Source organism: Rhodococcus sp. NPDC006774 (assembly GCF_040636045.1).
In the GTDB taxonomy this organism is placed as follows: Bacteria; Actinomycetota; Actinomycetes; order Mycobacteriales; family Mycobacteriaceae; genus Rhodococcoides.
On sequence record NZ_JBEYIW010000001.1, the window covers coordinates 39,905 to 54,102 of the forward strand.

Annotated in this window: 14 protein-coding genes; all 14 read right to left on the reverse strand. The window is 65.5% G+C overall.

Annotation, left to right across the window (positions count from 1 at the left end):
- Nucleotides 1-62 precede the first annotated feature (62 nt).
- The 14 genes from rpsG to ABZ677_RS00240 all read right to left on the reverse strand — a co-directional run bounded on the left by rpsG (nt 63) and on the right by ABZ677_RS00240 (nt 14,110).
- Entirely contained in the window at nt 63-533 is a 471-nt protein-coding gene (gene rpsG / locus ABZ677_RS00175; RefSeq protein ID WP_003941856.1) for a 30S ribosomal protein S7, read from the reverse strand.
- Nucleotide 534: 1 nt separating this feature from the next.
- Nucleotides 535-909: a 30S ribosomal protein S12 gene (gene rpsL, locus ABZ677_RS00180; RefSeq protein ID WP_008714048.1), complete on the reverse strand. Its 375-nt coding sequence runs from the start codon at nt 907-909 to the stop codon at nt 535-537.
- Between the two features lie 293 nt (nt 910-1,202).
- Entirely contained in the window at nt 1,203-1,730 is a 528-nt protein-coding gene (locus ABZ677_RS00185; protein WP_358366175.1) for a DUF3558 domain-containing protein, read from the reverse strand.
- Nucleotides 1,727-2,245 (reverse strand): DUF3558 domain-containing protein, encoded by a 519-nt coding sequence (locus ABZ677_RS00190; protein ID WP_094633929.1) that lies wholly within the window; start codon nt 2,243-2,245, stop codon nt 1,727-1,729. The genes ABZ677_RS00185 and ABZ677_RS00190 overlap by 4 nt, the downstream gene beginning before the upstream one ends.
- 17 nt (nt 2,246-2,262) lie before the next feature.
- Nucleotides 2,263-2,790 carry a hypothetical protein gene (locus ABZ677_RS00195; protein WP_358366176.1) on the reverse strand — a complete coding sequence of 176 codons (528 nt, stop codon included), beginning with the start codon at nt 2,788-2,790 and terminating at the stop codon, nt 2,263-2,265.
- 42 nt (nt 2,791-2,832) lie between these two features.
- The gene (locus tag ABZ677_RS00200) at nt 2,833-4,239 is read right to left on the reverse strand and encodes a guanine deaminase (RefSeq protein ID WP_358366498.1); all 1,407 of its coding nucleotides are present in this window, start codon (nt 4,237-4,239) and stop codon (nt 2,833-2,835) included.
- A 61-nt stretch (nt 4,240-4,300) separates the two neighbouring features.
- Nucleotides 4,301-4,924 (reverse strand): TetR/AcrR family transcriptional regulator, encoded by a 624-nt coding sequence (locus ABZ677_RS00205; protein WP_037191644.1) that lies wholly within the window; start codon nt 4,922-4,924, stop codon nt 4,301-4,303.
- 55 nt (nt 4,925-4,979) lie between these two features.
- Nucleotides 4,980-5,732 (reverse strand): enoyl-CoA hydratase family protein, encoded by a 753-nt coding sequence (locus tag ABZ677_RS00210; RefSeq protein WP_358366177.1) that lies wholly within the window; start codon nt 5,730-5,732, stop codon nt 4,980-4,982.
- Complete coding sequence (locus ABZ677_RS00215; RefSeq protein ID WP_037191352.1) at nt 5,732-6,892, reverse strand: acyl-CoA dehydrogenase family protein; 1,161 nt, start codon at nt 6,890-6,892, stop codon at nt 5,732-5,734. Before ABZ677_RS00215 ends, ABZ677_RS00210 begins: the two co-directional genes overlap by 1 nt.
- Nucleotides 6,889-8,862, reverse strand: coding sequence for a biotin carboxylase N-terminal domain-containing protein (locus ABZ677_RS00220; RefSeq protein ID WP_358366178.1), 1,974 nt, complete (start codon nt 8,860-8,862; stop codon nt 6,889-6,891). The genes ABZ677_RS00215 and ABZ677_RS00220 overlap by 4 nt, the downstream gene beginning before the upstream one ends.
- A gap of 4 nt (nt 8,863-8,866) precedes the next feature.
- The gene (locus tag ABZ677_RS00225) at nt 8,867-10,465 is read right to left on the reverse strand and encodes a carboxyl transferase domain-containing protein (protein ID WP_358366179.1); all 1,599 of its coding nucleotides are present in this window, start codon (nt 10,463-10,465) and stop codon (nt 8,867-8,869) included.
- Complete coding sequence (locus ABZ677_RS00230) at nt 10,462-11,610, reverse strand: acyl-CoA dehydrogenase family protein (protein ID WP_358366180.1); 1,149 nt, start codon at nt 11,608-11,610, stop codon at nt 10,462-10,464. Before ABZ677_RS00230 ends, ABZ677_RS00225 begins: the two co-directional genes overlap by 4 nt.
- Nucleotides 11,607-13,301 carry an acyclic terpene utilization AtuA family protein gene (locus ABZ677_RS00235; protein ID WP_358366181.1) on the reverse strand — a complete coding sequence of 565 codons (1,695 nt, stop codon included), beginning with the start codon at nt 13,299-13,301 and terminating at the stop codon, nt 11,607-11,609. Before ABZ677_RS00235 ends, ABZ677_RS00230 begins: the two co-directional genes overlap by 4 nt.
- On the reverse strand, nt 13,298-14,110 hold the full coding sequence (locus tag ABZ677_RS00240) for a TIGR03084 family metal-binding protein (protein WP_358366182.1): 813 nt from the start codon (nt 14,108-14,110) through the stop codon (nt 13,298-13,300). Before ABZ677_RS00240 ends, ABZ677_RS00235 begins: the two co-directional genes overlap by 4 nt.
- Nucleotides 14,111-14,198 lie beyond the last annotated feature (88 nt).

Consider the following 14,198-nt stretch of genomic DNA (forward strand, 5'->3'; position numbering starts at 1 on the left):
TGCCTGAGCTGATCAACGCTCCGGCGGTATCGGATAGTTCCGACACCGCCCGAGCGAGGAGATCACCAGCGGTAGTGAGCGAACGCCTTGTTGGCTTCGGCCATCTTGTGAGTGTCCTCGCGACGCTTCACAGCGGCACCGAGGCCGTTGCTGGCGTCGAGCAACTCGTTCGCCAGACGCTCGACCATGGTCTTCTCACGACGAGCGCGCGAGAACGTGACCAGCCAGCGCAGTGCCAGCGTGGTGGAGCGGCCGGGACGAACCTCGACGGGCACCTGGTAGGTGGCACCACCGACACGACGGCTGCGAACCTCGAGGGCCGGCTTGACGTTGTCGAGTGCACGCTTGAGCGTGACGACGGGGTCGGTGCCGGTCTTCTCGCGAGCCTGCTCGAGCGCCTGGTAGACGATGCGCTCTGCGGTCGACTTCTTGCCGTCGAGAAGGATCTTGTTGACGAGCTGCGTGACCAACGGCGATCCGTAGACCGGGTCGTTGATCAGCGGCCGCTTGGGTGCTGGGCCCTTGCGTGGCATATCAGCTCTTCTCCTTCTTGGCTCCGTAGCGGCTACGAGCCTGCTTGCGGTTCTTGACACCCTGGGTGTCGAGCGAGCCGCGGATGATCTTGTAACGCACACCCGGGAGGTCCTTCACACGACCACCGCGAACGAGCACCATCGAGTGCTCCTGCAGGTTGTGACCCTCACCGGGGATGTATGCGGTGACCTCGACCGAGGAGGTCAGGCGAACACGCGCGACCTTACGGAGAGCGGAGTTCGGCTTCTTGGGGGTGGTGGTGTACACGCGAGTGCACACGCCACGGCGCTGGGGACTGCCCTTGAGGGCAGCGGTCTTCAGTTTCGCGACCTTGTCGGTGCGTCCCTTACGGACCAGCTGGTTGATCGTTGGCATAAACCGGCTTTCTTCGTGTCGATAAACAGGGATCTAGCAGTTGGAGCAAGAGAACACTGCTCCTCACCCGGTACTGCTGCTGCTCCAGTACTGCTATCGCGGGTCTCTTGCACCCCGCGGTCGGGTGTGTCGCATACCCCCACACGTCCAGCCGGTTGCGCGCTCTTCGAGCGAACGTGCGCACGGCTGTACCTCGCATAGGCACACAAACGTTCCGGCCAGGCCGGACACGACCCATAACGATACCCGGCGGCGTCGCCTCGGGTCAAAACACCCCTCGCGCGGGTAGGCAACTAACGACTGAGGTTGAGCGTGAGATCGGCGAGCTTCGCCGCGGCCTGGCATGGATCGGGATGCGCGGCGTCCGGCTGGTACTGCACCCACCACCCGAAGATGCCGTCCCGATCCGCACCCGCCGAGACTCCACACGACGCGGAGTCGTCGGGACGCTGAGCCTGGATTGCCTTGCGGCCCTGCACCGTTGTGTCGGTGACGGTGTACATCATCTTCTCGCCGGCGGCCCGCTCGGCTGCGAGAGTGCCGGACTCGAACCAGTTGAACGTCACCTTCACCGTGCCCGCGGAGCCGACGAGATCCCACCGACAGATGGCCCCGAAGAAACCGCGCTCGATGGCGTCGGCTCCGGTGGTCTCGGCGATCTGGTCGTCGGAGACGGCGTCGCACTCGGTCAACAATTCGGTGAATTCTTGGCCACCGGAGCCTGCGAAGCTCGCCGGTCTCGCGGTCCCCTCGACGGTCTGGGCGCACCCGGCAACGAGCAACAGGGTCGACGCCGCCGCGATCACTCGTCTGCGCGTCATTGCTTGCGCTCCACGGTCAGCGTCGCGAGTTCGTTTCCGACGTCGCACGGCGGGCGCGCGGCCGGTCCGAGGGAGTACGTGATCGACCAGTGGAAGAAGTCGTCGCCGAACTGCACGCCGATCTCGCACAGAGTGTCCTGCTCGGCCTCGAAGCCGGGGTTGCCGTCGATGTCGATGTCTTTCGCCGGACGGCCGATCAGCTCGGAACCGGCGCGTTCGCGTCCGATGGGGCTACCGCGGTACCAGGAGAAGCTGACGCCGGGCCCGCCGAACCCCGTGGTCTCCCACTGGCAACCGACGGAATTTCGGGTGATCTGCGCGAACGGGCCTGCACCGAACGCGGACTGCACCTCGGCGTCGGTGATCGATCCGCACTCGCCGAAGAACGGGCCGGGCTCGTAGGCCGCGGTGGTCGGGGCGGTGTCCTCCGGCGCCGCAGCGTCGTCCTCCGCACCGCCGCACCCGGCGATGAGCACAGCTGTTGCCGTCACGACCATCGCGAACCGTCTCGTCATCTGCCCCGGGCTCACAGCTACGGGGCCGAGAATCCGCCGACGCCCGGAATGTCGAACAGAATGCCGTAGGCGAGGACGTGTGCGGTGAACAGGACCGGTCCGCTGCCGGTATCGGCGACGACCGGTCCGGAGGGCTCGAACACGCCGTTTCCCTGCCGGCAGATCGGTGCGTTCACCGAGCCGGTGCGTCCGTTGGCGATGTTGACGAAATCGACCTGCAGGCTGGCGAAGTTCTGATAGGACGTGCAGATCCGCGGCTCGGCGGCGCGGCCCCAGATGTTGGTCAGTCCCGGCGTCTCGGTGCTGGCTACCTCGATCGTCCCGATCCACTGATCCGGCACGACGAGTCCGCCGACGGTGACTCCGAGGTTGGGGATCTGCAGAACGGGGACGGGAACCGGTCCCGGCGGGGGTGCAGGCGCGTTCTCGGTGGGTGCAGGCGGTGCATCGGCAGGCGGTTGGGCCTGTGCGACCGGCGCGAGGGCCATGGTGCCCACAGCCGCGAATGCAGCTGCGAGTAGACCGAATCGAGTCCGACGAGCCATACCTGTGTGTCTCCTGATCCTTTGGAAGCGAGTCGCCATACGTTACCGCGAAGCGGCGAGCTTCCGGCCCTGGACGTAGACGCCGACGATGGCGGGCTCGCGCATCGCCATCAGCAGAGCGAACAGGGTCTGGTCGCGGGCCAGCTTGGGATCGTCGGCACGGACGCCGTGGTCGACTGCTGCCGCGAGCTGCGGCCATGCGGACGGATCGATCACGACGAAGTCGGCTTCCTTGCCCGCGTCGAAGTTGCCGATTCGGTTCTCCATGTCCAGCGCACGGGCCCCGGCGAGGGTTCCGGTGAACAGCAGCTCGGCGGGATGCAGGGACAGTCCGGCGTCACCGGCCTCGGAGATGTGCACCTTGAACGCGTCGGCGAGGACCTGCGGCAGCAACCATTCGTCACCACCGCCGAAGTCCGACCCGATGGCGATGTTCACCCCCGCGGCAACGGTCCGCAGCCACGGCATGGTGCCCGAGCCCAGGAACTGTTGCGAGGTGGGACAGTGCGCGATGGACGTGCCGGTCTCTGCCATTCGCGCGAGTTCGACGTCCTGACAGTGCACCGCGTGCGCCAGGATGGTGCGCCGCCCCAGGAAGCTCTTCCCACCGACCTGCGAGCCCGGCAGGAACTTGCCGTCGTAGGTGTCGAGGTACGTCTGCACCCCGTAGGCGTTCTTGGTGGCGTCGATCTCGCCCGTCCCCGGCCGGTTGTTCTCGTTCAGGTGCGTGTGGAAGTAGACACCTCGCGCGCGGACGGAATCGTAGAGCTCGCCGAGGTTCTTCAGCGTCTCCGTCGTGACCGAGAGCGAGAACCGCGGTACGACGGCCACGTGCAGCTTTGCCGTGTCGACGTCGCCGGTGTCGGCTGCGTGCCACTTCTCGATCTCCTCGGACACCAGCCGGATGGCCTCGCCCTCACCGGTGATCAGGGCCTGCGCCGACGCCGGGCCGGTGGTCTGGACCCCGCGGCCACTGACGATGCGCAGCCCGTGCTTCTCGGTCTCGGAGAACAGCGAGTCCTGCGCATGCGGGAACGCCGATCCGAACACCATCGCCTGCGTGGTTCCGGCTCGGATCCGCGCGGCGCAGAAGTCTCCGGCCGCAGCGGCAGCGAATTCGGGATCGGCGAAGCGCGACTCGGACGGAAAGATGCAGGTGTTCAGCCACTCGAGGAGTTGCCCGCCGCCATAGGAATCCCCGGCGTAGGTCTGTGGGAAGTGAATGTGCGTGTCGACGAATCCCGGCAGTAGGAACCCGGGCCGATGGTCGGCAACCGCATGCTGCGCGAATTCGGTTGGGAGCGAGTCGAACTCACCACAGAACTCGATGATGCCGTCGTCGCCGACCACGAGGGCACCGTCGGGAATCGACACCAGCGCGGCAGCGGCGTCCACCACGGTGGGCGAGCCTGCGACGTGAAAGATGTGGCCGCGGTGCACGCGTGCGATTTCGGAAGTCACCCGCCAGACTCAAGCACAGGTCGATCGGAACTGCAGATCGTGCGGCTCTCTACTGCACTCCCGCTCCTGCCGCGGACAGCCGCGCGTTCAACGACGCATCCAATACCTCTGCCCACGACCGCACGACCTCGGCACGCCGTCGTGCGTCGTCGGTGAGCACATCGGCCAGACCCAGACCGCGGGCGAGGTCGAGGGTTGCCTGAACGAGACGGTGGGTGACGGGATCGTTGTCGTCGACACCGAGGTTCTCGACGGCCATCTTGTGGGCACGACGACCGAACCGTTCTTCGAGTGGGACGATCCGATCACGCAACTCGGGATCGGCCGAGGCCGCTGTCCAGACCTGAAGTGCCGCTTTGAACATCGGCCCGGTGTAGTACTCGACCAGCCGTTCCACCACCAGTTTCGTCCGGCCCGGGCCCGCCGGAATCTCCTGCGCCTCGCGGCGAGCGCTGTCCATCCGAGTGTCGAACATGTACTCGAGCGCTCCGGTGATCAGATCCTCACGCGTCGGGAAATGATGCTGGGTCGCGCCGCGGGAGACGCCTGCACGTTCGGCGACCACGCCGACCGTCGTTGCAACCCAGCCCTGCTCGGCGAGCGAATCGATCGTCGCCTCCAGCAGTCGCTGACGCGTCACCCTGCTGCGGTCCTGCTTGGGTTCGCGCGCCATCACCATCGCCATACTCCCTACTACCGACGCTCTGCCGACCTGCTTCTCGGCCGCTCTACTTCTCGGCCGCCCAGGACGGGGGCCTCTTCTCCAGAAAGGACATCATCCCCTCTCGGGCCTCGTCGGACGCAAACAACCTGGCCGATTGCTCGGCGACGGCAGTCCCGCGCTCGTCCATCTCGCGCCTGATCGCGGCCGTGGTGAGGCGTTTCGACTCGGCCAGGCCCTGCGGCGAACACTTCCTGAACATGATCATGTAGTCGGCCACCGCGGCCGCGGGGACGGCGTCGGCCACGGTGACCAGACCGATCGCCTCGGCCGTGGCACCGTCGAACGTCTCCCCGGTGAGGAAATAGCGACTCGCCGCGCGAGACGTCAGCCGCGGCAGCACGGCCACCGAGATGACCGACGCGGCGAGGCCGAGGCGTACCTCCGTCAACGCGAACGAACTCTCGGGTCCGGCGACCGCGATATCGCAGGCCGCGACGAGCCCCATCCCGCCTGCCCGTACATGTCCGTCGATCTGCACGACGACGGGTTTCGGGGTGTCGATGATCAACCGCATCAAATCGAGCATCTGCCGGGTGCGCAGTTCCGGTGATGCTCCGGCTTCGCGGAGGTCGGCTCCGGCACAGAATGTGGTGCCGGTGTGGCCGAGCACGATCGTTCTGACGTCGTCGTCATGTGCAGCAGCGATCAGGCCCGCGGTCAGCTCTTCGACCAACACCGACGACAGCGCGTTCCGGTTCTGCGGCGAATCCAACGTCAAATATGCTGTGCTGTTGCTCGACTCGACGAGAACGGCCATCAGTAGCTTCTCGGCAGTCCGAGCGAGTGCTGGCTCACGAAGTTGAGGATCATCTCCCGACTCACCGGTGCAACGCGTGCGATACGGGCGGCCCCGAGCATCGCAGCCAAGCCGTACTCACTGCTCAACCCGGCACCACCGTGGGTTTGGATCGCCTGATCGAGCGCCTTGATGCTGGCCTCGGCGGCAGCGTATTTAGCCATGTTCGCCGCCTCGGCAGCGCCGAAGTCGTCGCCTGAGTCGTAGAGCACGGCGGCCTTCTGCATCATCAGCTTGGCGAGCTCGAGTTCGATCTTGCACTGCGCCAACGGATGAGAGAGACCCTGGTGAGCCCCGATCGGCGTCTTCCATACGGTGCGTTCCTTGGCGTACTTCACCGCTGCATCGATGGCGTACCGACCCATACCGACAGCCATCGCGGCACCGAGAATGCGTTCGGGGTTCAGGCCGGCGAACAGCTGCATCAGGGCGGCGTCGGCCTCACCGACGAGCGCCTCGGCGGGGAGCCTGACGTCGTCGAGGAACAGCACGAACTGATGATCGGGCTCGACGATGTCCATCTCCATCTGCGTCTTCTGCAGACCGGGAGCGTCCGTGGGCACGATGAACAGGGCCGGCTTGAGCTTGCCGGTCTTGGAATCCTCGGTGCGTGCGACGATCAGCACCGCATCGGCCTGATCCACGCCGGAGATGTAGATCTTGTTGCCCTTGAGAATCCATTCGTCACCGTCGCGACGCGCGGTGGTGGTGATCTGGTGCGAGTTGGATCCGGCGTCGGGTTCGGTGATGCCGAAGACCATGATCTTGGAACCGTCGGCGAGAGCGGTGAGCCACTCCTGCTTCTGATCCGGTGTGCCGTACTTGCCGATGATGGTGCCGCAGATGGCCGGGCTGACGACGACCAGCAGCAGACCGGCACCGTGCGCGGCCAACTCCTCCTGCACGAGCGCGAGTTCGTAGATGCCTGCGCCACCGCCGCCGTACTCCTCGGGCAGGTTGACGCCGAGGAAGCCGAGCTTGCCCGCCTCGTTCCACAGTTCGGTCAGCGGCTCACCCTTGCGCGCCTTCGGCAGGACGTAGTCGATGTAGTTGTAGCGCTTGCCGAGTGACGAGACTGCGTTGCGCAGACCCTTCTGCTCTTCGGTTTCGATGAAACTCATACTTGCTCCACTCCCTTTTCGGTGACCACGGCCAGAACTGCGCCGACTTCGACTTGCTGACCTTCCACTACGTTCAATTCGGTGAGCACACCGTCCGCGGGTGCGGTGACCGTGTGTTCCATCTTCATCGCCTCCAGCCACAGGATCGGCTGACCGGCGGTGACGGTATCGCCCTGCGCAGCAGCGATTCTGATGACACTGCCGGGCATCGGTGCGAGCAACGAACCGGCCGCGACCTCGTCGGTGGGGTCGGTGAACCGCGGGGCCTTGATCAACCTGACCGGACCGAGTGCAGAATCGACGAACACGTCCGATCCGTAGCTGCTCACCTGAAAGATACGACGAATTCCGTTGTCGTCGAGCGTCACCGAGGTCGGCGTGTGCACGACGAGTTCGACGCCCTCGAGTTCGACGCCCTCCACCGAGGAGGTGAGTCCGCTGCGTCCGATCGAATATTCGACGGTGATGTCGTTGTACGTCTTGCGCTGCGGTTGGGACCGAAGATTGCGCCAGCCACCGGGCAGTCCCCGGTTCACCCGCGCTCGCGCGACGTTGCTCGCCGCGTCCGCCAACGCTGCCGCGAGAGCCGACAGTTCCTCGGCCCGGCCGTGTGCGATCGGCTGAGCCAGGACATCGAGCCCGTGCCTGTCGAAGAAGGCGGTGTCGGTATCCCCGGCCAGGAATGCCGGATGCCGCAGGATGTTGACCAGCAGATCGCGGTTGGTCTTCAGGCCGTGAACGGTGGCCTTCTGCAACGCTTTCGCCAGTAGATTCGCAGCCTGATCCCGCGTCGGCGCGAACGAGATGACCTTCGCGAGCATCGGGTCGTAGTGAGTTCCCACCACACTGCCGGTCTCGACGCCGGAATCGACTCTGATTCCCGCTCTGTCCAGCACCTCGAACTGGACACCGGGTATCTCGAACCGGTGTACGGCACCGCTCTGCGGCTGCCAGTCCTGGGCCGGATCCTCCGCGTAGAGGCGAACTTCGATGGAGTGGCCACGCGTCTTCGGCTGCTCGGCGGGCAACCGCTCCCCCGCGGCGACCCTGATCTGCAAGGCCACCAGGTCGAGTCCGGTCGTGCACTCGGTGACCGGGTGCTCCACCTGCAGACGCGTGTTCATCTCGAGAAAGAAGAAGTTGCCCTTCTCGTCGGCGAGGAATTCGACGGTGCCCGCACCCTCGTAGCCGATGGCCTCGGTGGCCAGCGTCGCCGCATGGAAGAGCTTCTCGCGCATGCCGTCGATGCGTTCGACGAGCGGCGACGGTGCTTCCTCGACGACCTTCTGGTGTCTGCGTTGGATCGAGCACTCGCGCTCGCCCACCGTCCACACCGTGCCGAATCTGTCTGCCATGACCTGTACTTCGATGTGCCGACCGGTCTCGATGTACCGCTCGACGAACACCGTTCCGTCGCCGAATGCCGAGAGTGCCTCGCGCCCGGCTGCTTCGAGCTCCGACTCCAGGTTCTCGAGGTTGCGCACGATGCGCATGCCGCGCCCGCCGCCGCCCGCGGACGCCTTGATCAGCACCGGAAGCTCGTTCTCGGTGACCGACTCGGGATCGAGCTGGGTCAGCACCGGCACTCCGGCGTCGGCCATCATCTTCTTGGACTCGACCTTCGAGCCCATCAGTTCGATGGCCTTGACGGGTGGCCCGATCCACGTCAGGCCGGCGTTCTGCACCTGCTGCGCGAAATCGGCGTTCTCGGAGAGGAATCCGTATCCCGGATGCACGGCGTCGGCTCCGGCGGCCGCGGCTGCCGCGATGACGAGCTCGCCGCGCAGGTACGTCTCGGCCGAACTGTTTCCGGGCAGCCGCACTGCCGAGTCGGCCTCACGCACGTGCGGGGAGTTCGCGTCGGCGTCGGAGAACACCGCGACGGTGTCGATGCCTTCGGCGCGGCAGGTAGTGAAGACGCGGCGGGCAATTTCACCGCGGTTGGCTACGAGGACGGACGTTACGGTCATGGCTTCACATCCGGAAGACACCGAAGTTGGCGGTGCCTTCGATCGGGGCGGTGGCGATGGCCGACAGGCACATTCCCACCACCGTGCGGGTATCACGGGGGTCGATGACGCCGTCGTCGTAGAGGCGTCCGGAGAGGAACATCGGCATCGACTCGGCCTCGATCTGGCCTTCGATCATCGCGCGCATGCCGGCATCGGCTTCGGCGTCGAAGGCTTGTCCACGAGCTTCGGCGGCGGCGCGTCCGACGATGGAGATGACACCGGCGAGCTGCGCGCCGCCCATGACGGCGGACTTGCTGGACGGCCAGGCGAAGAGGAATCGCGGATCGAATGCGCGTCCGCACATGCCGTAGTGACCGGCTCCGTAGGACGCACCGAGCAGAATGGAGATGTGCGGCACCGTGGAGTTGGACACGGCGTTGATCATCATCGAACCGTGTTTGATCATGCCGCCCTCCTCGTACTCCTTGCCGACCATGTATCCGGTGGTGTTGTGCAGGAACAGAAGTGGGGTGTTCGAGCGATTGGCGAGCTGAATGAACTGCGTCGCCTTCTGTGATTCCTCGCTGAACAGCACACCGCGGGCGTTGGCCAGAATGCCGATCGGATATCCGTGCAGCTCGGCCCAGCCGGTGACGAGCGATCCGCCGTACATGGGCTTGAACTCGTCGAAATCGGAACCGTCGACGATGCGGGCGATTACCTCGCGTGGGTCGAACGGGACCTTCAGATCTGTGGGGACGATGCCGAGCAGGTCCTCGGGGTCGGCCAACGGCTCGATGACCTCGGCGCGCGGCTCGGGGCCCTTCTTCTTCCAGTTGAGCCGGGAGACGATGCTGCGCCCGATGCGGATGGCGTCCTGCTCGTCGACAGCCAAATAGTCTGCGAGACCGGACTTTCGGGCGTGCATCTCGGCACCGCCGAGCGATTCGTCGTCCGAGTCCTCGCCGGTGGCCATCTTGACCAGCGGTGGGCCGGCGAGAAACACCTTGGAACGTTCCTTGACCATGACGACGTGATCGGACATGCCGGGTATGTATGCGCCGCCGGCGGTGGAGTTACCGAACACCAGGGCAATCGTGGGGATGCCGGCCGCCGAGAGCTGCGTCAGATCACGGAACATGCGACCGCCGGGGATGAACACCTCCTTCTGCGTCGGCAGATCGGCTCCACCGGACTCGACGAGTGAGATGACCGGAAGCCGGTTCTGCGTGGCGATGTCGTTGCCGCGGAAACCCTTCTTGAGGGTCCACGGGTTGCTCGCCCCGCCGCGGACCGTCGGGTCGTTGGCCAAGATGAGGCATTCGACGCCGCACACCACGCCGATACCCATGACGGTGCTGCCTCCGACGGGAAAGTCGCTGCCCCAGGCCGCGAGTGGGCACAGTTCGAGAAACGCGGAGTCCTCGTCGATCAGCAGCTCGATGCGTTCGCGGGCGAGCAGCTTGCCGCGCTTCTTGTGTCGCTCGACGTACTTCTGACCGCCACCGAGCAGAGCCTTCGAATGCTCGGCGTCGATCTCGGCCAGCTTGGTGTGCATGGCCTCGGTGGCACCGGAATACTGTTCCGACGCGGTGTCGAGGGTGGACTTCAGCACGCTCATGCCTGATACCCCAATCGTTTTGCTGCCAGTCCGGTGAGGATCTCGGTCGTCCCGCCGCCGATACCGAGGATGCGCATATCGCGGTACTGCCGCTCGACCTCGCTCTCGCGCATGTACCCGAGCCCGCCGAAGAGCTGCACCGCTTGATTGGCGACCCACTCTCCGGACTCGACGGCCGTGTTCTTCGCGAAGCAGACCTCGGCGATGAAGTCCTCGTTCGATTCGAGCGATCGCTCGACGAGGGAGCGGGTGTAGACGCGGGCGATGTCGATCTTGCGCGCCATCTCGGTCACGGTGTTCTGTACGGATTGCCGTGCGATGAGCGGCTTTCCGAAGGTCTCACGATCGCGGACCCACTGCAGCGTCAGATCGAGGCACCGCTGCGCGCTGGCGTAGGCCTGCGCGGCGAGGGCGATGCGCTCGGTGAGAAACGCCTGCGCGATCTGCGCGAAGCCGCTGTTCTCGGCACCGACGAGGTTGGCAACCGGGACGCGGGCGTCGACGAACGAGAGCTCGGCGGTATCGGATGCGCGCCAGCCCATCTTGTCGAGCTTGCTGGTGACCTCGAAACCGGGCGTGCCCTTCTCGATGACGAGCAACGAGACACCGGCTGCACCCTCGCCGCCGGTGCGGACCGCGGTGACGATGAAATCGGCTCGGCATCCGGAGGTGATGTACGTCTTGGATCCGTTGACGACGTAGTGCTCGCCGTCTCGGGCGGCCTTCGTCCTGAGGTGGCCGACGTCCGAACCACCGCCCGGCTCGGTGATCGCGAGCGATCCGATCTTCTCCCCCGCCAGCGTGGGCCGCACCCACTTCTCGATCTGATCGGCGTCGCCCGCTGCCACCAAGTGCGGCAATGCAATTCCGCTGGTGAACAGCGATGCGAACAGTCCACCGGACGCACCGGCCTGATGCATCTCCTCGCAGATCACGACCGCGTCGGCCAAATCTCCACCATCGCCGCCGACGTCCTCGGGGAAGCCTGCTCCGATCAGTCCCAGAGCGGCTGCCTTCTTGTGCAGGTCGCGCGGAATCTCTCCGTCGGTCTCCCACTGATTCATGTGCGGCGCGATGTCCTGCTCCACGAAACTGCGGACGGTCTTGCGCAGCTGCTGACGCTCGGGCGTCGTCCAGATGTTCATACGAGTTCTCCCTTGTAGGCAAGCGTTTCGGGGATGTCGATGTGCCGCGACCGCAACCATTCACCGAGTCCCTTGGCCTGTGGATCGAATCGGGCCTGCGAGGCGACGCCTTGACCGAGGATGCCCTCGATGACGAAATTCAGGGCCCGTAGATTGGGCAGTACGTGGCGGGTGACGGTCAGCGGCTCTGCCTCGGGCAGCATCTGTTTCAGAGTCTCGACCGTCAATGTGTGCACGAGCCACGAGAATTCGTCGTCGGTGCGAACCCAGACTCCGACGTTGGCGTTGCCGCCCTTGTCGCCGCTACGGGCCGCGGCGATGGTTCCGAGTGGAAGCCGGATGGTCGCTTCGGGTGCTCTGGGTGCAGGCAGCGCCGGTTCTTTCACGGGTTCCAGTACCTGCGTCTGCTGCGACGGAGCTACGGCACATTCGGTCCCGTCGGCCAGGTGCGCGACGTGTGGCACCTCGGCCGCGTCGACGAAACCTGCTGTGAACACTCCGTACGGCGCTCCGTTTCCGGGGGGCGCAGCCACCGAGAATCCGGGATAACTGGCCAGCGCGAGTTCGACTGCCACGGCCGAGAACTGACGTCCGACGGCATCCGGGTTGCTGTCGCGGGCAACACAGCGCAGCAGGGCGCTGGCCGTCTCCTCCGTCTCGGCGTCCGGCTTGTCGGTGCGCACCAGGGTCCAGTCGAGCTCGGTGGGGCGAGCCGTGAGCCAGGACTCGAACTGCCGTTGGGCCAGTGCCGCTTTGGCCTCGATATCGAGTCCGGTGAGCACCATCGTGAACTCGTTGCGGAACCCGCCGAGTGCGTTGAGCGAGACCTTGTAGGTGGGCGGTGGGGCTTCGCCGGTCACGCCGGTGATGGACACCCGATCACTGGACTCCTGCGCCAGGATCGCCGAATCGATCCGCGCGGTGACGTCGGGGTTCGCGTATCGCCCGCCGGTGATTTCGTACAGCAGCTGAGCGGTCACGGTGCCGACGCTGACAGCCCCACCGGTGCCCTCGTGCTTGGTGATGACGGACGAACCGTCGGACTCGATCTCGGCGATGGGGAATCCGGGACGAGACATGTCTGCGATCTCGGTGAAGAACGAGTAGTTGCCACCCGTCGCCTGCGTTCCGCATTCGATGACATGTCCGGCGATCACGGCCCCGGCCAACGCGTCGTAATCGGTCGGCGTCCAACCGAAGTGGGCCGCTGCAGGCCCGACGATGACACTGGCGTCGGTGACGCGACCGGTGACCACGACATCGGCCCCGGAGTTCAGGCATTCGACGATGCCCCACGCTCCGAGGTAGGCATTTGCGGTCAGCGGGCTGCCGAGACCGAGTTCGGTGGCTCGGCCGAGGAGGTCGTCACCGTCGACGTACGCGATCTTCGCGCCGGAGTCCAGCTTCTCCAGTGCCTCGGCCAGGCCTCGGGGATTGAGTCCGCCTGCGTTGGCGACGATCTTGACACCCTTGTCCAGTGCCAACCCCAGGCAATCCTCGGCCTGCCGCAGAAAGGTTTTGGCGTAGCCACGGGTCGCGTCCTTCATTCGATCGCGACCGAGAATGAGCATCGTCAGCTCGGCCAGGTAATCACCCGTGAGGAAATCGAGTTCGCCGCCCTCGAGCATCTCTCGCATGGCCGAGAGGCGGTCTCCGTAGAAACCCGAACAGTTGCCGATTCGTACGGTCATGCTTGCTCTCGTCCTGACTGTGTCCGTCCGGCTCCCGGAGGGCCTGCAAAGGCTTGGGCGATGGTGAGCCAGTGCGCGGCGTCGGCTCCCTCGGCCGCAATACCGAGGTCGTCGCGGTGAGCGCGCTGGGTGACGAGAAGGCAGAAGTCCAGCGCCGGACCGCTCACCCGTTGGCCGGCGTTCTCGGGTCCCCAGGTCCAGAGCTCTCCCGACGGCGCGGTGAGCTCGACGCGAAACGGCTCGGTCGGCGGAGCCTGCTCGTTGACGGCATAGGCGAAATCCCGTGTGCGGACGCCGATATGAGCGACTCCGCGGATTCGGTCGGTGGGAACGCGAGTGACGCCTACCGCGTCGGCGACATCCTGACCGTGCGCCCAGGTCTCCATCAGACGCGCCGTGGCCATGGACGCCGCACTCATCGGGGGTCCGAACCAGTCGATCTTGATCCCGGACGGCACCTGCATCAGCGCGTCCGTCATGGCGGTGCGTCGGGTTCGCCATTCACTCAGGAGGTTCGGGTTGCGAGATTCGTCCTCGGCGGCCTCGTCGACGAAGCCCGTGGGGTTCTCCCACGCCTTCTTCAGAGTGAGAGCGAACTCTTCCTTGGCCTCGATATCGCCTGATGCGCCGGACGTGGTCCGCTCCGCGACGTGGTCGGTCCAGGAAAGGTGCGCGATCTGGTGCGCGACGGTCCAGCCCGCGGCCGGTGTCGGTGCCGCCCACTGGTCCGGGGTCAACTCGGCCACGAGTGCGTCGAGGTCGTTGCCCTCGGCGCGGAGGTCGTCGACCAGAGTGTCGAGGTCTGCCATGAGCCCAGCTTCACAGGAGGTCCTGAAAAAAGCAAGCACGCTTGCTTGTTAATCCGTAACCTGGCGTTCGCTTGCCGTCTCTACGGTG